This is a genomic window from Sharpea azabuensis DSM 18934 (genome assembly GCF_000702165.1).
In the GTDB taxonomy this organism is placed as follows: Bacteria; Bacillota_I; Bacilli_A; order Erysipelotrichales; family Coprobacillaceae; genus Sharpea; species Sharpea azabuensis.
In genome coordinates, this window is record NZ_JNKU01000045.1 from 1 (window position 1) to 20,660 (window position 20,660).

Below are 20,660 nucleotides of genomic sequence, written 5' to 3' on the forward strand. Positions count from 1 at the left end.
ATGTCATAGAGATTGATCATGATTATTGGAATTATGATATGCGTATCGCTTATGAACAAAAACTAGAATCTGTTTATCAAAGCTTACAGTTAAATGGTCTTAGTGATGAAGCTAAGGTAAGAAGGATTCATGATTATGTTTGTAAGAATATCATTTACGATTACAAGACATATAGTCGTAATATTCAAGGTAAGCCTATTGATTATAGCGTTGATAATTATTCAAGCTATGATGTCCTATTTGACAAACCAGATCCATCAACAGGTGCTAGATTAGCAGTATGTACAAGCTATACAGGTCTGTTTTTAAGACTAGCTAAGAAAGCCAATCTTGAAGTGAAGACTGTACTGGGCAGACCAAGTAATAGTTTAAATACAAGCCATGTCTGGAATGTAGTGAAAGTTAATGGACAATGGTATCAGATAGACTGTACCTGGGATGGCTCAACTGAAAATACTACATATGAATACTATCTGAAGGGAAGAAACTTTAAGGATCATATACTTGACAAAGAATTTCAATGTCTTCCGATATCACAAAATGACTATTCTCATAGTTAACAACTAATAAAAGAAGTATATATCTTATAGCATATTATCTAACAAGATGATCTGCCTAGGTATATATTTCTTTTAATATCAGGTAAAATCAATTCGGTTATTTCAAACATTAAAAGAATTCAGACTAAGACATATAAATATGGAAATAACTCATTTCTCAATTATCTTGAATAATACTCATTAGTACATGCAAATAACGATAAAATATAATAAAGAAAGAGGAATTTAACTTTTTCTAAGTACAACGGGATCTAATAAATTACTTTGCATAATTGCATTTGAATTTCCTCGTTCTATTCTGATATTTCATATTTGTGTACTTTGTATGAAATACATAGAGCTATGTTACTTTAGAATTTAAAGATGTTTTTATTATATTTCAGATGGTATTTTTTAGTTTAACTTATAAAATTGATATGATTATATGAATCAAATTCTTGAATAAAGATGACATATGTGATATTTTACAAGAGCATTCTGTGTTGAAAAAATACAGTATTATATTTTCAACTATAGTTTGTGTTCTATTGCTATTGAATGGGAAATAAGCATATGGACTGGTATTGCGTGGGGATAAATAAAATATTTGGGGAAATAGTGAATTAGATAAATATTTTAGATGTTTTCGCGTGTCGTAAGATACGTGTACGATAGAAGGAGTATATGTGTCTTGCATGTACTTCTTTTTTTCTTTTAAGGATGTGATGGAATGTACAAAAACTGGTATGCCGTACAGGTAAGAACTGGGAAAGAAGATAAGTTTGTAGAATGGTGTGAAAAGAAAATAGATCATCAAGCATACAAAGATATCTTTATTCCTAAAGTCATGATGGCAAAAAAATATCAAGGAAAATGGCATGATGAAAAACGTGTCTTATTTCCTGGTTATGTATTTGTTATTTCAGATACACCTGAGAAACTCTTTCAAGAGCTAAAGAAGATACCTGATCTTACAAAGATGCTAGGAGAATATAAAGGGGAAATCTTCCCTATATATTCAAAGGAAGTACAATATCTTCTTAAATATGATCAACAAGGACATGTAGTTAAAATGTCTACAGGTTATATTGAAGGAGATCATATCATCATTACTGATGGTCCACTTAAGGGATATGAAGCATTAATTAAAAAGATTGATAGACATAAGCGTCTAGCTTTCATTGAAATCAATCTCTTAAATCAGCCTAATATCATAAAAGTGGGACTAGAAATCATCAGTAAGCAGTAATCACAAAAGTGTATTTTATCTAATCGTCGCTTTGTCGCGTTAGATAGACTGCATGGTTAGACTTTACTTGTCTGCTAAAAATAGCGGATAGGCGAAGCCTACTCTAATGCATGAAATAAGGGGGATGATGGGAATGCGTGACAACCTTATAACGACCAATAGACAGGATGGTGATTGTAATGGATGAAATGGAATTAAAGAGAAATAAAACTTGGGTAAAACATTTTGACTTTATATTTATTGATTTCATAGTATTACAATTATCATATCTGCTAGCAAATATGATTAGATATCGCACAAGTACACTAAGTGGACTTAAGTATGGTGCTCGTTTATCAATTTATAATAACGAAGTTATCTTTTTAACAGTTTGTTTAATTGCTTCAATAACATTTGGTGAACCTTATAAAAATGTTTTAAAGAATTCCAAATACTTAGAATTAGTTAGAACATTTATGCATACAGTAAAAATGACAATGTTGAATATTGCCATTATTTATTTTCTACAATTAGGTGATGATATTTCAAGATTAGTTATTTTAATAACTTGGGGAATATACTTTGTCTTAGAGTACATTGCTAGGCAAATACATAAAACAGTCCTGAGAAAGAAGCTTAAGCATTATGGCTCTAAGAGAGCGATGATTGTTTATACTTCTTCATCAAATATCAAGAGATTGATGAAAAATCTAGTGACAAAGGAATATGTAGGATACTTTATATCAGCTATTTTCTTAAGTGACTATGATGGAAGTATTAATGAGGTTGATGGTGTAAAGGTACTTGGTAATGAAGATGATATGATTGAATATGCATCACATAACTGGGTAGACTCAGCGTTAGTTACAACTCATGATCGAAAAAAGAATACTTACTTAAGAGACCTATTTGATGTGATGGGTATTACGACACATACAATTATTAGTACAGTGGATCCACATCATAATGAATATATACAAAAAGTTGGAAATTACATCGTTTCATCGAATACATATAGAAGTATTCCAGTAGGACAGAAGATATTAAAAAGAGCTGTTGATATTGTTGGTGGTATCGTTGGATGTATTGCCACAGGAATCATCATTCTTATTGTTGGCCCAATGATTTATATGAAATCACCAGGACCAATTATCTTCTCACAAAAAAGAGTTGGTAAGAATGGAAAGCTATTCACAATGTACAAGTTTAGAAGTATGTATATGGATGCTGAAGATAGAAAGAAAGAACTGATGAAACAAAATAAGATATCAGATGGCATGATGTTTAAAATGGAAGATGATCCACGTATTATTGGATCGGAAAAGAAAGATAAAAATGGTAAGCCAAAAGGTATTGGTAACTTCATTAGAAATACATCTCTAGATGAATTTCCACAGTTCTTTAATGTGTTGAAAGGTGATATGTCTTTAGTGGGTACAAGACCACCCACTATTGATGAGTGGAATAAGTATTCCCCTCATCATCGAAAAAGAATGGCCATAAGACCAGGCATCACAGGGTTATGGCAAGTATCTGGTAGATCTAATATTACTGATTTTGAAGAAGTAGTTAGACTTGACAGCGAGTATATAGATAACTGGACTATATCTGAAGATATACATATTATTATAAAAACATTTACTTCAGTACTAGCACATGAAGGTGCGAGTTAGGAAAATTACTAAGTAGTTTAAAAGGTGGAATTCTTTCATAAAAAAACATTTACAAATCATGTAATTTTATTTAGAAATATATGTTTTAATTGAAATGGATAGAAAGTAAAAAAGTATAAATAGAAAGCTATATTCTAAAATTTATAAGTAATTAATGTCTTCAAAGAAGGAGAGAAAAAATGAGAGATGTATTTATTATTGGCTCAAAAGGTCTTGGAAACTACGGTGGCTATGAAACATTCGTTATGAAATTGATTAATTATCATGCATCAAATAAAAATATTCGTTACCATATTGCATGTAAAGGGAATGGTGCAGGATATATGGATGAAAAGAATCTTCCTGGTGCGGTAACTGTTAGTCCTCGTCATTTTAAGTATTATAATGCAATTTGCTACAAGATACCTGTCAGGGAGCAGTTTAAATCTGCACAGGCAATTTTCTACGATCTTGACGCATTGAAGTGGGCAATCCATTACATCAGAGAGCATCATATTGAAAAACCTATCGTTTATGTATTAGCATGTAGAATTGGTCCCTTTTTTGGAAAATATGTAAAAGAAATTCACAAACTCGGTGGTAAGGTTTTAGTGAATCCTGACGGCCACGAGTGGATGAGGGCAAAATGGTCTGCCCCAGTTAGAAAATATTGGAAAGAATCCGAACGAGGTATGGTAAAATATGCCGATCTTTTAGTTTGTGACTCGGTCAACATTGAAAAATATATCCAGGAAGAATATAGAAGTTATAATCCAAAAACTACTTTTATTGCTTATGGAGCAGATGTAGTGGATAGTAATCTAAAAGATTCAAATCTCGAATTTACAAAGTGGTTAAGAGATCATAGTTTAAAACCCTTTGAATATTATTACTGTTGTGGGCGTTTCGTTCCAGAAAATAATTTTGAAACAATGATACGCGAGTTTATGAAGAGCCAGACAAAACGTAATTTTGTTATTATTACGACAAAGAATAATGATTTTCTTAATGAATTAAACAAAAAGCTTGGCTTTAGAAATGATCCAAGAATAAAGTTCGTAGGGACAGTATATAATCAAGAGTTACTACAGAAAATTAGAGAGAATGCGTATGCATACTTCCATGGACATTCAGTTGGTGGAACAAATCCTTCATTATTAGAGGCTTTAGGATCCACAAGACTTAATCTATTATTTGACGTTGGCTTCAATAATGAGGTTGGTCAAGATGCAGCATTCTATTGGAATAAAAAAGACGGTAATTTAGCTGGACTTATTAATAAAGTTGATAGTTTTTCAGAAGATATATTGGAAGAGTATGGACAAAAGGCAAAAAAGAGAATTAAAGAAGCATATAGCTGGCAGTATATCGCCGATAGATATGAGAGTGTCTTTTGTGCTCAATAGGAATTGTTTGTTGATATAAATGAAATATAACTCTGAGTAATTAAACCGTGAATAAAAATAAGTAAAAGAGAAAATAATCAAGGTCGTTGTATTACGACAATGTAAGGTTATCATGCAAAGGCTAATTTTTTCGAAAAAAATGTTGATAAATAGATATAGAACCTATATACAAGCTTAAAGGAAGGTTGCAAGAGTTTATCAAAAGTATGATGATTAGCTGGTATTGATCTTGGCATTCTATTTATTGAGAACAAAAAAACATCACCAGAGGACTTTTAAAGATTGATTACGGTGCACGCTATTCACTTGTTAGACAGTCAGAGTAGAAAGGTGTTGATTCCTATATCTTGCACTTTTTACATTGTACCAATCAAACAAGTAAACAAGCTTATAAAGAAGGGAAAGATAGTAAGAATATTTATATGTGATGGTGTTTGAAAGACTATTTTCATCCCAAGCGAAGAGAATGTAGAGGTTAACGTTATATTGGAATTATTATTAGTTCAAGCCTAAGCTGAAGAAAGTAGAGCAATATGTCAGAGCTTTCAACATGATATTCGAATAGCAGAATGAGAAAATTTACATGATCACTAATACACCATATGGGTGAGAAGTTTAAATTTAATATTTTGTACGGGAATTCTCAATAAGTATCTTCATAGCTTTATATCTTTACTGCACTGAAAGAAATTAAGAATAAGTTGATAGATAGCCTTTATGAAATTTAATGCAAAACAAAAGAACTGGAATGAAGGAAACATAGTTTTGCAACCAAGATGTGAAAAAGCAGCACAATAAGCATCATCGTATCATGTTGAGATGTGAAAACAAGACTATTACTTTACTGCGAGGTAGTTTGCATACTTTGAAGAAGGCAAAGAGAGATTTGAAAGAATTAACAGGCTCAACTATCTAATCCAGCTTATTATACCAGTATGATTTCAGCGAGAAACTGTAATTCTTCTGGAACGTAACACAATAATTATCTATTAATAAATTATGGGGGTATCAATGAATAATTGGTCTCTTATCTCCAGTTCAAGAATAACGGATTATTTATTTGTTACACATATAATTTGAAGTCTTTCTAATCTTGATGAAAATTTAATCGTAAAAGTAATAACTCACATAAAATTAATTAAATGCTAGGATTTCTTGATTAGTTTTCTTTCTTGATAGTGTAACTTCCTTGAAATAAAATATACATATAACCGAGAGAGGTTTTTATCAAAAATATTATGTGATAAGGAAAAACTCTCAGAAATATTGAATAGCTCTTTTTTCTAAATTGATATTTCATTTGCTATAGTGTTGATTTCTCAAAATGAAATAAACATATAGCTGATAGAGGCTCCCTATCATAAAATTTCATAGAAATAATATATTGTAATTTTGCCTTGACAAAGGTCATTTCAGGCAATAAAAGAATATGAGGACTAAAGAAAGGTGAGAAAAATTGAATATTCTACACTATTCACTAGGGTTTCCACCATATCGTTCAGGTGGCCTTACAAAATTTTGTATGGATCTTATGAAAGAACAGGTAAAAGAAGGAAATAGGGTATCACTTCTTTGGCCAGGAGAGATTCAAATATTTAGTAAATCTACAAAAATAAAAAAAAATAAAAGCATTAAGGATATTTCAAACTACGAAGTCATTAATCCTACACCCGTTCCTTATGATGAAGGAATTTTTGATATATCCGAGTTTATTGCTGAAGGTGATTTAAAAGTATATGAACAGTTCCTTAAAACTGTTCATCCTGATATAATTCATATACATACATTTATGGGACTACATAAGAATTTTCTTGTCGCTGCTAGAAATATAGGAATTAAGACTGTTTTTACTACTCATGACTTCTTTCCAATTTGTCCAAAAGTGATGTTGTTTCGAGATGGCATGATTTGTCCAGATGCAAAGAGCTGTGATAGCTGTCCAAAGTGTAATTTGACGGCGCTCTCGCTTAAAAAGATGCAAATCCTACAAAGCCCAGTATATAGAACGTTTAAAGATAACTTAATTGTTAAGAAAATTAGAAAAACTCATCGTGATGAATACCTAAGCGTACAAAAAAATACTGAGATAAACCCAACTAGAACAGCTGAGGAGTATCGCAAACTTAGAGATTTTTATAAAAGTTTTTTAGATCTTGTTAATATTGTCCATTATAACAGTACTATTACCAAAGAAGTATATGAAAAATACATGGGTGAAAGAAAGAGCGTTCTTATTCCTATAACTCATGGAGATATACAAGATCATAGGAAAAAGAAGAAGTTTTTGCCACCATTAAAGATAACTTATCTAGGACCAATGGGAGAAGCAAAAGGTTTTTTTTGTCTTAAAGCGGTATTAGATGATCTTAATAAAGAACGTAATGATTTTATTCTGAATGTATTCTTTCACAAGCAGGGATTACCACACTATATAAAGCAGCATGATCGATATAGTTATTCACAACTTGAAAGTATAATGGATAAAACAGATGTTTTGATAACTCCAAGTGTATGGAACGAAACATTTGGCTATACAGTGATTGAGGCAATGAGTTATGGCGTTCCAGTTATTGTGAGCAATCAAGTTGGCGCTAAAGATGTTATTCCAAAAGGTGCAGGTTTTATTGTTAATAATAAACATGAACTTACTAAAGCTGTTGAGTCATTGAATATAAAATTATTGGAATCAATGAACCAATCAATAATAGAATCATTTCAAATACTAACTATGAATGAATTTAATAGAATCTTATTGGAGAACCTTCAGCAATAAGACTTATTTTACATAAAAAGGGAGCAAAATAAGAAAATAGATGATTAAGATACTTTATGTTCTAAATAATGCATTGGAAAGGGGCGGCACGGAATCTGTTGTTCTTAATTACTATTATGCATTGCAAAATGAAAGAACAATTAAAATAGAATTTGCTGTACACGCTACAAAAGAAGAAGCAGAAAACAGCATTTTGACACAGCAGTTTATTAATGAAGGTGGAGTTGTTCATTTAATAACACCACGGAGAGTGAGCTTTCAGAGAGAACATGATGATTTAAAGAAGCTCATCTTAAAAGAGAAGTACGATATTGTTCACTCTCATTCTGATGCAATTGGGGCAGATGTACTAAAAATTGCTAAAAACTGTGGAGTTAATATTAGAATAGCTCACAGTCATAACACAAATTTTACTATTGCAGCAGATTGTTTAAAAAATAGATTGAAACTTGTTTATCTGAATTTTTGTCGATATAAAATAAGGCACGAAGCTAATTATTTTATGGCATGCTCATCATCTGCAGCAAAATGGTTGTTTGGAAAGAAAAATGTTTCAAAAACATATATTTTAAATAATGCAATTGATAATTCAAAATATGAATTCTCTGAGAAAAAAAGAAAAGAATTGAGAGAAAAGTTTCGTATTGAAGACAAATATATTATTGGACATGTTGGTAGACTGTCTTATCAGAAAAACCATGAATTTCTTATACGAACTTTTGCGGAAGTTCATAAGAAAAATTCTAAAGTACTCTTAATTCTTGTAGGCAATGGTGAGCTAAAAACAGAGATAGAGGACCTTTGTGTAGAGTTGGGAATTAAAGATAGTGTGATTTTTTTAGGAAGTGTCGATAATGTCAATGAAATTTTGAATGTTTTTGATATATTCGCTTTTCCATCTAGGTATGAAGGCCTAAGTGTAGTACTGATAGAAGCTCAAGTTAATGGTTTACATTGTATTGTAAATGATACAGAGAGAATATCAAAAGCTGCAGATTTGACTGGTCAAATTAGCTGGATATCAGTGGAGGATAAGAAAAGTTGGGTTGATGCTTTAAATGGAAAGAAATATGAACGAGATCCAGATACAGTAAATAAAATTAAAGCAAATGGGTATAATCTAGCAGAAGAAGCTATAAAACTGCGTAATTATTATGTAGATTTATATCAGAAAAATAAATAAGGGAAGAATGTTTTATGAATAAATATGTATATAACATTTAAAGGAGAAACTATGGATAATATAAAAATAGATTTTATCATTCCTTGGGTTGATGGAGCGGATTCAAACTGGATTCAAGAAAGAAGACAATATCGGGAAGACAAAGTAGACGATTCTGTTCGCTTTCGTGAATGGGACACTTTGAAATATTGGTTTAGAGGAGTAGAAAAATATGCTCCTTGGGTTAACGCTATTTTTTTTGTAACATGGGGACATGTTCCAGAATGGTTGAAAACAGATCATCCTAAGCTACATATTGTGAAACATTCTGAGTATATTCCAGAGCAATATAGACCGACATATAGTTCTCATGTGATTGAGTTAAATTTTCATCGTATTAATGATTTATCTGAACATTTTGTATATTTTAACGATGATTTCTTTCTGATAAACAAAACAGAAAAAACAGATTTTTTTTCGGATGAACTTCCATGTGATATTGCAGTTTTATATCCCAATCACGTGAATGGGATGGATTGTCAATTTGACCATATTTTATTAAATACAAATGAATTTTTTGCTAGACACTTTGACTATAAGAAATTGATTAAAGAGAATAAAAAACAATGGCTAAGTGTTAGCTATGGAAAAAATCTTTTAAAAACATTATTAATGCTGCCATTTCCAGAGTTTCCAGGCTTAATGATGCATCATCAACCACAAAGTTTTCTTAAATCTGTTTTTTCAGATGTATGGAATGCTGAACCTGAGTTACTTAATGCTACATGCAGTAATAAATTTCGTGCAGTTACGGATATTAATCAGTACATTATGCGAAATTGGCAGATTGGAACAGGAAACTTTGCCCCTTATAACATAATGAGAAGGGGAGTTTATACGACGATTAACGAATATACAAATTATCAAAAGCTATTTAATTCTAAATATAAGGTTTTAGTTTTGAATGATGATAACCCTAGTATTGATTTTGAGCATGAGAAATTAAGGTTACAAAATGTTTTTATGAGTAAATTTCCAGAAAAGTCATCGTTTGAGAAGGATTAAATTTATGATTGATGTGTGTTTTAATGTGCTCCATTATCAGTCGTTTAATGCGACTACTATGTGTGTAGATTCTCTTTTGAAACTGAAAGGAATTGAGAAATGCTTAATTGTAATTTTAGATAATGGGTCACCAAATCATAGTTTTGAATTATTAAAAAATAGATATAGTGCAAATCCTATTATTAAGCTGTTGCATAGTATTGAAAATCTTGGATTCTCAGAGGGAAACAACAAACTTTATCGGTTTTCCAAATTATATAACCCACAATTTATTGTTGTTTTGAATAATGATATAGAAATTCGACAAAAGAACTTTGTTGATATTTTGCAAAAAACTTACACTGCAAATCCATCTTATTTAATTGGACCAGATGTTTATTGTCCCAGAGGACAGGAGCATCAATCACCATTATACAAGGAATTACCAAGTAAAGTCGATATAGAGAAGCTAGTCGCTGAAAGGAAATCTGAAATTGAGTACATTGATGAGGCGCTCAATCTTTATCGTCATAGAGAAAAAACAGAAAATATCAGGAAATATGTTCCATATTGGATTATTGAGATTAGAAAAAGGTTAAAGCACGAATTTGTAAATTTACATTATAAGCAGCAATTTATTGTTAATCCAGTTTTACAGGGATCGTGTATTATAGTAACAAAACTATTCATGAAAAATGAAGAGCTTTTGTTTACACCAGATACAGGTTTTTATTGCGAGGAAATGATACTAGCACTAAGATGTAAACTTAATGGTTATAAAACACTCTACACTCGTAATCTTAAAGTAATACATTGGCATGGAATTTCATCAGGATTTCAATATGTACCTTCAAGAGAAAGCTTGATATTGAAAAATAAAAGATTGATTAAAGCATATTCCATGTATTTGGACTTAATCGATAATAATCCATGGAAGGAGAGAAAACAGCACTCATGAAGATAAAAATATCCCAAACAAAGATTTTTTTGATACTTTTTTTTCTATTTGATATGAGATTGATGTATTTACTCCCACTTCCAACCGTATTGTCTGGCAATGCAACCAATAAAATGCTTCTTTCTATATTTAGCATTATTCTGTTCTTTTTATTTGCCGTATCTCACAAGCTTTATTTCGGAAAATATACGCATTGCTTAATCACATTGTTTCTGATTTTATTATTAAATTCATTGAATGCGAATCTTAAATTTGGATACAGTCTCAGTCAAGTAATATGGCCAGTTATACCATTTTGTATATTTTTGCTTTATTTTATCTTCATGAGATATTTGAAATCAGAACAAAATCTACATTTTTTTATAAAAATTGGAGAATTATTTTGGTCTATCTTATGTATATTGTTTTTAATTCAAAGAGTTTTATATCTTAGAAATCACACTATTATTCTTCAGCTGAATGGAATACTACCAGATTACTACTTTTGGCATCCTGAGTTAGGTTTCCGAATTTATCATGTGTTTGAAGGATTTTTAAGAGTATTTATTCTATGTCTAGGTTATATTTGTATCAAAAATAATTTCAAACAATGTAAATCTGAAATAATTACTCTTTTACTCAGTATAGCTTCTGTTGTACTGGTGGATAGATCAAGATATTATTTATTTTTGCTAATTTTAGGTCTAATTTCTATTTTCCTTTGGACGTTAAGAAACTCTAAGCATTTCGGAAAAATTATTATGGTAGTGATAGGCATTTTTATAGGCTTTGTTTTTATAAATAACCTTTGGTTATCAATGTCGCAAAGTATTAGTGAAAATACAGGATCATCTTTTGCCAGATTTAATGCTATTTCATATTATTTGAACTTGTTCAAAAAAAATATACTTTTTGGATTAAGCATGGTTAGTCCTGATGAGGGTAATAGCATGTACTATTTTGTTCATGGCCAGGCTGGAATTTTCCATTATGACGACATTGGAATTATAGGCACGCTAACGAAATTAGGTGTTTTTGGACTAATTTGGTATATCTATATAATAATTAAGAGTATTTTACTTGTAGTTAAAACAAAAGGTAAGAACAAAGCATTAAGTGTTGGTCTTATGATAATGATGATTATTTCTTCTATAACACAGTCTTACCTAGATTCGCAACGCTTAATGTCTTTGCTATTCACTTTTATACTTATAGAACTTAACTATTCGTATCCTGAATTAGAGTATTAGCTATCGAATTTAGCGCTGTATATAGTAATTTTTGTGAGATTATTTAACTAACTTTTTAATAAGGAACTTCCTCAGTTATATGTTTATTTTATTTTGTGAAATCAACACGGTAGCAAAGTAAATATCAATCTAAAAATATAAGTTATTCAATATTCCTGAGAATTATTCCTTTTCAAATTTTTTTACTTAGTGATAGACAATTACTAAACGAAAGATCGGGGCTTTAGGGTGAAAGTAATAAAACAAACGAAATCAGTTAAAATTAATGCAATTCTAAATGTAATAAAGGAATTTATGTCTATTATTTTTCCAATGATAACATTCCCGTATGCATCACGTGTACTTGGACTAATTAACTATGGTAAATATACTTTTAGTGTATCCATAGTTAATTATATTTCCTATATTGCTGCAGCTGGAATTTTGCGTTATGCAATTCGTGAATGTGCAAGAGTAAGAGATGATAGGAATAAATTTAACACATTAATTAATGAGATTTTTACAATTAATGTTATTACAACAATTATTGCATATATCATACTTGCCTTCTTAATACTTCTTTGGAAAAGACTAGCGCCGTATACTTTTATTATTTTAACAATCAGTCTTTCTGTATTGTTTACGACATTAGGAACTGATTGGATAAATGCGGCAAATGAAGATTATCTATTTATTACAATACGTTATATATGTTGTCAAAGTATTGCAATTATGGCATTGTTCGTATTGGTAAGAAGTCAAGATGATGTGGTCTGGTATGCCTTAGTCTCTGTTTTAGGGATTTTATTAGCAAATATTGCAAACTTTGTTCATATTCGTAGAAGTTTGAATATATATCCAAAACTTATTTTTAATGTTAGTATAAAGCGTCATTTAAAACCAGTTCTTTATCTTTTTGCAAGTGCAATAGCAACCTTTATTTATATAAATTCTGATATAACTATGCTTGGTATTTTTCAAACTGATTCTATCGTAGGATTATATGGTGTGTCGACAAAATTTTATACTATGATAAAGCAATTAATTAATGCAGCTTTCGTTGTTGTCATTCCAAAAATTTCTAGAAGCATTGTTCATGATAAAGAAAAGGCCTCCGACAAGCTTTCAGATATATTAAATATCACTTTATTAATTACAATACCAGCAGCTTGTGGTCTGTTCATGGTAAGAAAATCACTAATTTTACTTTTCTCCGGAAGTGAGTATATTCAAGCAGAGTCATCACTAGCAATTTTATCAATATCATTAATACCAGCGTTGTTAGCAAATTTTTTTATAAATATTGTATTGATTCCTTTGGGAGAAGAAAAGAATGTAATGATTGCAACTGTGACAAGTGCAGTAATAAATATTCTGTTAAACTTTATACTAATACCAATCTTTGCTGAAAATGGGGCAGCATTTACAACTTTGGTGGCTGAATTGACAATGATGAGTATGGGAATTTATTTTTGTAAAAATGTTTACTTTAAGGAAATTAAAAAGTCATTGTTAATTAGTTTGCTATCATCATTTCTGATATTTGTAACATGTTTTATTGTCAATCATCTAATTGATAATTTCTTAACGAGTCTTTTTTTATGTGTGATTTTTAGTATTGTTGTATATGGAAGTCTAATCTTTGTATCTTATAAAGATGATATGCAAAGACTTTTTAAAAAAGGATAAGAAAGTGGGTTCTCTCTGCTTTCTTAAGTCTATTATAATGTATGCCTACAAAATAAAAGACTAGAAGTTAAATATAAGTAACCTCTAGTCAGTACGTTTATTTAGTGAAGAGAAGAACGATACATTAATAGTCATAGCTATCAATCGTTGTTTACGAGCTTACCTTATGGATGTCTCAAGTTATAATGACTAACTTCTCTTCAGTGAAATGATATCACTTCTAGATAAAATAAAAAACTAGAATTATTACTTGAATAACTTCTAGTTCTATAATACGAAAAATGGGTATAGATTATTCAACGTTGCAAAAAGGAATAATAATCTTCAATGTTAGTTGTTATTGAAAATTTTAAAATTCTTTGAAAATAAATTTATACCAATAAATTCGTAGCACAATGAGATTTATATGATATTTAATATAAAGAATTTCTATTGAGAGTTTATATTTTAAAATTTAAATAATTTAATATCAGTCAGAAGCATTTGTAATTAATATGGATAGATTCGGATATTTATTGAATACCTTAAATAACTATGCTATCCTATCGAGGTATGCTAATTTATTTGCGTGTGAATAAATAGATGTAATTGGGAGAATAGTAAATGGGGTTATTTGGTCAGGAAATGATATAAAGTACATATTGGTAAGCAGTATCTGTTTACCGTTTTTCTAGTTACTTCATTTGTTTAAGGGGAGTGAAAAAATGTTAAAAAAAATATTGAGAAGACGTAATTTCTTAATCTTACAAGCAATTACATCAATAGTATTGATGATTATGGTTGTAAGATTAGGATTAGTACCAACTAAGTATTTAATTATTTTAGGATTAGTATTAGTAGCTTTAGAATTAGGAATGTATGTATGGCTACAACCATATAAACTTAGACATCATCATGATAAGAAAGGCAAGACAAGATACTTAATTGGTAAGATTGTTTCTCTTGGATTATCTGTACTTATGGTTGTTGGTAGTTTAGCTGTAAGTAAAGGCAATAAAAGTATTGATGAAATGTTTAATGGTAATAAAGAGGAGATTACATATTCTGTTGTTGTACTTAAGAATAGTTCATATAAGAAGCTAAGTGATCTCAATGGGAAAAGTATTGGTATTCAACCAAATGTAGATACGACAAACCAAAACTATATCCTCAAAGAAATAGCTAAAAAAGTTACATTAAGCCCAACAGAGTATTTAAACTATCAAGCAGTTGCTCAGGGATTAGTTAATCATTCAGTAGAATGTATTTTACTGAATGAAGCTTATAGAACAGCACTAGCTGAATACGATAGTGACTTCTCTAAAGATACAAAAGTTATTTGGAAATATACATTAACACAAAATGTTAAGCCACAAACAAAGAGTACAAATGCTGCAGGTACATTTATTGTTTATATTTCGGGTATTGACGCCTATGGTACTGCATCAACGGTATCAAGAAGTGATGTTAATATGATTGTTACTGTTAATACAAATACGCACAACATTCTGATGACATCTATTCCAAGAGATTACTATGTACCATTAGCTAATTCAGGTAAAGAAGATAAACTTACACACTCTGGTTTATTTGGTGTAGAAAACACAGTTAAAACTGTTGAAAACTTCATGGATATCGATATTGATTATTATGCAAGATTAAACTTCACCACATTAACTGAGCTTGTTGATGCAATTGGTGGTATAGATGTTTATAGCGATAAAGATATTAAACTATTACATGGTAGAGAACTTCATGAAGGTGTTAACCATATGGATGGCGCAACGGCATTAGCTTTTGCAAGAGAACGTTATGGTTATGAGTCTGGTGACTATCACCGTGTGCAGAACCAACAAGATGTTCTTACAGCTATCATCAAGAAAATGTTATCTCCAACACTATTAACGAATTACACAAAGATTCTTGATGCTGCAGGAGGTTCATTCACTACAAATATGCCAGCTGACAAGATGAAAGAAATCGCAAGCGAACAACTTAGTACAAATGCCTCTTGGAACTTCTCTAGTCGCATTATGGAAGGTACAGGGAAGATAATGACAGGTGGGTATATGATGCCTAACACAAAGCTTTATTACACAATTCCAAATGAAAATAGCGTTAAACAGAATAAGCAATATATTAAAGAAGTCTTATCAAATGACACAATCAACCAATAGATAGAAAGGAAATTTATGGATAATACTTTTGTAATTGAAAATAATAGCGAGGAAGAAGTTACCATTGATTTAATGGAAATCCTCAAACAGCTTAAAACACATATCAGATCTATTATACTTACCACTCTTCTAATTGCACTTCTTGCCGGTGTTATAACAGTATTTGTGATTCCTAAGAAATATGAGTCTACTGTACGTTTATATTTAAAGCCTGATTCAACTACAGGTGTCTCTGATTATAGCCAGGTAAATGCGAATAACTTATTAGTAAACAACTATGTTGAAATGATTAAAGGTAACAATATTACTGAAAAAGCCGCAACAGCTCTAAAAATTGATCAAGATGATTTGTCTTCTTCATTAGTTGTTACTAATGAAACAAACACTCAGGTTATTTCTATTACTTCAAAAACAACAGATCCAGCTTTATCAAAAAGAATTGTTGATCAGGTTACAAAGACATTTAGAGATGAAGTAAGAGAAAACCTAAACGTTACAAATATTACTATCATTGATAATTCAAAGATTGCTACTTCATCAGTATCACCCTCATTACCTAAGAACTTAGCTATTGGTGCACTTGCCGGTGCATTATTATCAATTGCCTATGTTATTATTAGAATGCTTATGGATACAAGAATCCATAACAAAGATGAAGCTGAACAGTATCTTGGTATCCCTAACCTAGGTGCTGTACCTTTCATTGATAATAAATAATGGAATTCGTAGATATTCATGGTCACTATGCATGGGGCATTGATGATGGTATTAGGGATCTAGAAGAAGCCAAAGCAGCATTAAAAAATGCATCAAATATTGGTGTAAAAGTCATTGCTGCAACACCCCATGTTATAAGTGGAACACATTTTGAAAAAGAGATTCAACATTTTAGAGAACGTATTAGTGAATTAAAAAGAGAAGCCAATAAATTAGGTATTGAAGTACATGAAGGAAGTGAGCTCTTCCTCAATCATGATGCACCAAGTGCTATTAGAAATGGTTTCTTCATTCCTTATGAAAATACAAAATATGCACTATGTGAGTTTGATGTCAGAAGAAATCTTCCAGATGACGAAGATGAAGTTGAAGAATATCTTTATGCATTAAAATCACATGGTTATACACCTGTTGTAGCTCATGTAGAGCGTTATTTCAAAGATAAGATTGATATTGATAGAGTTAGTGAATGGGTGGATATGGGTTATATTATTCAAGTAAATGCATCTAGTCTTGTTGGTACACATGGTTCACATGTTCTTAAGAATGCTGAAGCATTAATTGAAAACAATCTTGCAATGTTGATTGCCAGTGATACACATAGAAGTGAAGGAAGACGTTCACCTAGTACTCTTAATGATGCTTATAAAGTTGTTTGTAAGAAATATGGGGAAGAAACAGCACATATACTCATGCATGATAACCCACTGCATATCTTTCACAATGGACCAATTGAAAGAACACAAGTCAAAGTAGGCTTTTTTAAGAAACTATTTGGGAGGTAGACATAATGGCTAAGAGAAAGAAAAGAACACATACTGGTAATACATATAGTATTCTCGATAAGTCTGGTGAACACCAGCAGTTTGACTTTGCTGAAGTTTTCAGACATATTAGAACTAATATAGAATATTCTGGCACAGATCAGGAAATTACATCTGTATCTGTCACATCAACACAAGCCGGTGAAGCTAAATCAACTGTATCAATGAACTTAGCTTATATCTTTGCAGCGAAATATAAGAAAGTACTTATCATTGATGCGGACTTAAGAAAGAGAACACTTCATAAATATATGAACTTACCAAATGATGAAGGTTTAACTGATGCAGTTAGAGAATTTGGTAAGACACATATGTATGATCCAAAGTTCTTTAAAGTGCTTGAACATGAAAGTTTTGCAGGTAATTTATTTGTCCTTACATCAGGAACTCAAGTACCAAACCCTACAGAAGTATTAGGCTCTAAAAGCTTTGCCGACTATATGAAAGAATTAAAGAAACACTTTGATTTCATTATTGTTGACTGTCCACCTGTACTTCAAACATCCGATCCAGTTCCTGTTGGTAATGCTGTTGATGGAACAATCTTCGTTGTATCTGCGCAGGATACAAAAAGAAAAGAAGCTGCTGCTGCAGTAGAAATGTTGAAGAGAAATAAGGTTAATATTCTTGGCTCCGTATTGACTAAAGCTGAAATGCATGATGCCTCAACATATTACTATTATTACTAATGCTTAAGAATATTGTTTTTAAAATATCTGTTGTTGTTATAGTCGCTATGATTGTAAGCCTTCTTGGCTACAATCATTACACTGAAAAGAAGAATGCGGAGTCGCTAAGCAAAGAAAAAGTAACAACACCAACAGAAACAAAGCCTGAAAACACAAAGAAGAATAATATCGTTGCTATTGGAGATGGGTTTGTCAATGGACAAACTAATTTCATTGATGCATTAGCTAATAACGCTAATGCAAGTGTCACACAGTTTGGTGGCGTCAATGATACATCAACTGATGTAGCCATTAGAGCAAATGCCCTTAATGTCTATGTCAACAATATCACCATGCCATCTTCCGTATCACCAGTAGCCGTAACGCTCTATAACCAGCAAGGAGAAGCACTTGATGCCTTACATGGCAAGGGCACTAACTTCGACAATGTCACAATTGGCGGTATAGAAGGACAGCTCTCTTATAACCAACAAGATAAGAAACTCTACTTTGCAAGAAATGATGCGGGTAAAGAAACAGCCATCACTAAACTAACACAGGTTGAAGGCAAGAAAGTTGACTTTAATGCGAATGATAGCTATGTCTTCTTTGTAGGTCAGAATGATCCCTATTACAAAGGATCAATCTTTAAAACAATCAACAACATCAATTATATTGTGAAGAAATACAACATCAATAAATATGTTGTTGTATCTCTTACAAGTAAAAGACATTATCACATTGTTGATGACATGAATGATGTATTGAAAGAAGAATACAAAGATCATTATCTAAACTTTAGAACATATCTTCTTACAAATGGACTAAAAGATACAGGTATTCAGCCTACTAAACAAGACACTACTGATATCACACAACACAAGATACCAACATCATTACTCAATCAAGATCTCTTTACAGGTAATAAGTCATTCAATGACTTATTAGCTAAACAGATCAATGAGAAAATGAAAGCACTTGGGTATTTGAAGTCATAACATAACTGAAAAGGGTATCTCTACATTCTGTAAAGATACCCTTTTCTACAATATTGATTGTCACGTATAATAGACATAGGAAATAAATCTAGGAGAATGGCTTATGTTTAAAGAAAATAATAGAAAAAAGAATATTATAACAATAATTATCAGCATAGTTATTATTATTGGTATTGCAGCACTTCTCTTATACAATAAGAATGTTTCTTCTAAAGCTTCTAAAGAAGCTATAAAGACTGCTGAAGCCCGAAAGGAAAATAAAGCTAGGAAAGAGGAAAAAAAGACTGAAGAAACACAAGCTATAGAGCCTACTCCAGTAGTAGAACAGTCTCAAGAGACAAAAACACAAGAACAACCTGCAAATACTACGCGAAAAAAGCCAAAACAAACTAAAACTACTAAACCAAAGAATACGAACAAGAATACAACAAATAATAACACACAAACAAATAAACCTAAACAAACAACAAGTCCTAAGAAGAAACCAAAAACGACTACCCCTACAACAGGTACACCTTCTCCACAACCTTCTATTCATCAAGAGTCACAACCATCTATTCCTAAAGAACCTTCTGTAGAAGAACCCAAAACAGATAATACTAACAACAAGGTTGAAGAATCAAATCAACCAAACAGTGGTATTCTTGAAAATGTCCTGAATTTTTTAAATTATTAGTACTATATAAATAGGCTCTGGTTGAAGATGAATATAACTTCCAGCTGTTCTGTCTCCATGGATGGTCAACTGGTGATATACTTCTTCTTTTCTTTTTTCAGCTCTGGTATTACGTCAAAGTTTTTTGAATATTCTTCTCAGTTCTCAATTTCAAGAGTATTGTAAAGCTTATCATTTATATTGGCATAAGTTTTGCCATCTAGAGACTTAATCACCATCACTTCTGTTCCTTCCTTAAAATACACATCTGCTTCAGTACTGGTCACAATCATATAGTGAAAGTTATGATACTGAAAGCTATGTCCCTTATCAATTTTCCAATTTTCAATAATAGTTAATGCCTTGTTGATTTGTGACTGTGTTAATTGCTTTTCATACACACTTTTTGTACTATTGAGACGTAGGGCAAACTGATCATTGAACTTCTTAATGTAGCCGTCAAGAAACTGATTAGCCTGTTCTATCGTTGTAATGCGAGTGCGTCTTAATTCTACTGGCAATCGTGATTGTAGTGTCTGGTTAACTCTTTCCACGCGGCCTTTAGCCTGAGCGACGCTCGTTGTTTTTATTTCTATACCAAGCCGATGCGCTGCGTAGGCAAACTGGGTGAAAGTATACTCGTTGTCTAGTGGTGCATTTTTTCGCTTATATTCAAATACAGTGCGCCTGTCGGTATAAAAGAGGGCCAGCACAACTTTGTTCAGAAGAATCTGTGAAACGACGCCATAATAGCCTTTAAGCTTTTCCTGGTGGTCAAAACAAGCAGGACATTTTAACATACTTATTTAGATCTATCACTCAGGACACTTTCTTTCTTGGTACATAAAGGCAATATCATGTTTGAATCACAAGTTTTTATGTGCAGATGATTTGTCAAATTAAGTGCAACACCTACGATGAGTTACCCAGTAATTCTTCTTTAGGTGTTTTATATTTTATGCATTTACGTGGCCTGTTATTCA

The 20,660-nt window shown here is 31.3% G+C and carries 17 protein-coding genes; 16 read left to right on the forward strand and 1 reads right to left on the reverse strand.

Annotated features, from left to right (window positions below; translation table 11 throughout):
* The 16 genes from T529_RS0109465 to T529_RS0109540 all read left to right on the forward strand — a co-directional run.
* A partial coding sequence (locus T529_RS0109465) for a transglutaminase domain-containing protein (RefSeq protein WP_033163369.1) occupies nt 1-560 on the forward strand: 560 nt, incomplete at its 5' end.
* A gap of 709 nt (nt 561-1,269) precedes the next feature.
* On the forward strand, nt 1,270-1,788 hold the full coding sequence (gene loaP / locus T529_RS0109470) for an antiterminator LoaP (RefSeq protein ID WP_033163370.1): 519 nt from the start codon (nt 1,270-1,272) through the stop codon (nt 1,786-1,788).
* Between the two features lie 179 nt (nt 1,789-1,967).
* A complete protein-coding gene (locus T529_RS0109475) occupies nt 1,968-3,440 on the forward strand; it encodes a sugar transferase (protein WP_051646949.1) in 1,473 nt (490 codons plus the stop codon).
* A 179-nt stretch (nt 3,441-3,619) separates the two neighbouring features.
* Nucleotides 3,620-4,825, forward strand: coding sequence for a beta 1-4 rhamnosyltransferase Cps2T (cps2T, locus tag T529_RS0109480; RefSeq protein WP_033163371.1), 1,206 nt, complete (start codon nt 3,620-3,622; stop codon nt 4,823-4,825).
* A gap of 1,456 nt (nt 4,826-6,281) precedes the next feature.
* Entirely contained in the window at nt 6,282-7,598 is a 1,317-nt protein-coding gene (locus T529_RS0109485; RefSeq protein WP_033163372.1) for a glycosyltransferase, read from the forward strand.
* A 40-nt stretch (nt 7,599-7,638) separates the two neighbouring features.
* On the forward strand, nt 7,639-8,781 hold the full coding sequence (locus T529_RS0109490; protein ID WP_051646951.1) for a glycosyltransferase: 1,143 nt from the start codon (nt 7,639-7,641) through the stop codon (nt 8,779-8,781).
* A 51-nt stretch (nt 8,782-8,832) separates the two neighbouring features.
* Entirely contained in the window at nt 8,833-9,825 is a 993-nt protein-coding gene (locus T529_RS0109495) for a Stealth CR1 domain-containing protein (RefSeq protein WP_033163373.1), read from the forward strand.
* Nucleotides 9,826-9,829: 4 nt separating this feature from the next.
* The gene (locus T529_RS0109500) at nt 9,830-10,762 is read left to right on the forward strand and encodes a glycosyltransferase family 2 protein (RefSeq protein ID WP_033163374.1); all 933 of its coding nucleotides are present in this window, start codon (nt 9,830-9,832) and stop codon (nt 10,760-10,762) included.
* Nucleotides 10,759-11,991 carry a hypothetical protein gene (locus T529_RS0109505; protein WP_033163375.1) on the forward strand — a complete coding sequence of 411 codons (1,233 nt, stop codon included), beginning with the start codon at nt 10,759-10,761 and terminating at the stop codon, nt 11,989-11,991. Before T529_RS0109500 ends, T529_RS0109505 begins: the two co-directional genes overlap by 4 nt.
* 228 nt (nt 11,992-12,219) lie before the next feature.
* Nucleotides 12,220-13,659: a flippase gene (locus tag T529_RS0109510; RefSeq protein ID WP_081823111.1), complete on the forward strand. Its 1,440-nt coding sequence runs from the start codon at nt 12,220-12,222 to the stop codon at nt 13,657-13,659.
* Nucleotides 13,660-14,363: 704 nt separating this feature from the next.
* Nucleotides 14,364-15,815, forward strand: a complete 1,452-nt coding sequence (locus tag T529_RS0109515; RefSeq protein ID WP_033163376.1) for an LCP family protein — start codon at nt 14,364-14,366, stop codon at nt 15,813-15,815.
* A gap of 15 nt (nt 15,816-15,830) precedes the next feature.
* Complete coding sequence (locus tag T529_RS0109520; protein WP_033163377.1) at nt 15,831-16,532, forward strand: YveK family protein; 702 nt, start codon at nt 15,831-15,833, stop codon at nt 16,530-16,532.
* On the forward strand, nt 16,532-17,317 hold the full coding sequence (locus T529_RS0109525) for a tyrosine-protein phosphatase (RefSeq protein ID WP_033163378.1): 786 nt from the start codon (nt 16,532-16,534) through the stop codon (nt 17,315-17,317). Before T529_RS0109520 ends, T529_RS0109525 begins: the two co-directional genes overlap by 1 nt.
* Nucleotides 17,318-17,322: 5 nt before the next feature.
* On the forward strand, nt 17,323-18,045 hold the full coding sequence (locus tag T529_RS0109530; protein ID WP_033163379.1) for a CpsD/CapB family tyrosine-protein kinase: 723 nt from the start codon (nt 17,323-17,325) through the stop codon (nt 18,043-18,045).
* A 47-nt stretch (nt 18,046-18,092) separates the two neighbouring features.
* The gene (locus T529_RS0109535; RefSeq protein ID WP_162173000.1) at nt 18,093-19,022 is read left to right on the forward strand and encodes a hypothetical protein; all 930 of its coding nucleotides are present in this window, start codon (nt 18,093-18,095) and stop codon (nt 19,020-19,022) included.
* Between the two features lie 103 nt (nt 19,023-19,125).
* On the forward strand, nt 19,126-19,698 hold the full coding sequence (locus T529_RS0109540) for a hypothetical protein (protein WP_033163381.1): 573 nt from the start codon (nt 19,126-19,128) through the stop codon (nt 19,696-19,698).
* A gap of 137 nt (nt 19,699-19,835) precedes the next feature.
* On the opposite strand, the gene T529_RS0109545 is transcribed toward T529_RS0109540, so the two are convergent.
* Nucleotides 19,836-20,477: a hypothetical protein gene (locus tag T529_RS0109545; protein ID WP_051646952.1), complete on the reverse strand. Its 642-nt coding sequence runs from the start codon at nt 20,475-20,477 to the stop codon at nt 19,836-19,838.
* Between the last annotated feature and the right edge of the window lie 183 nt (nt 20,478-20,660).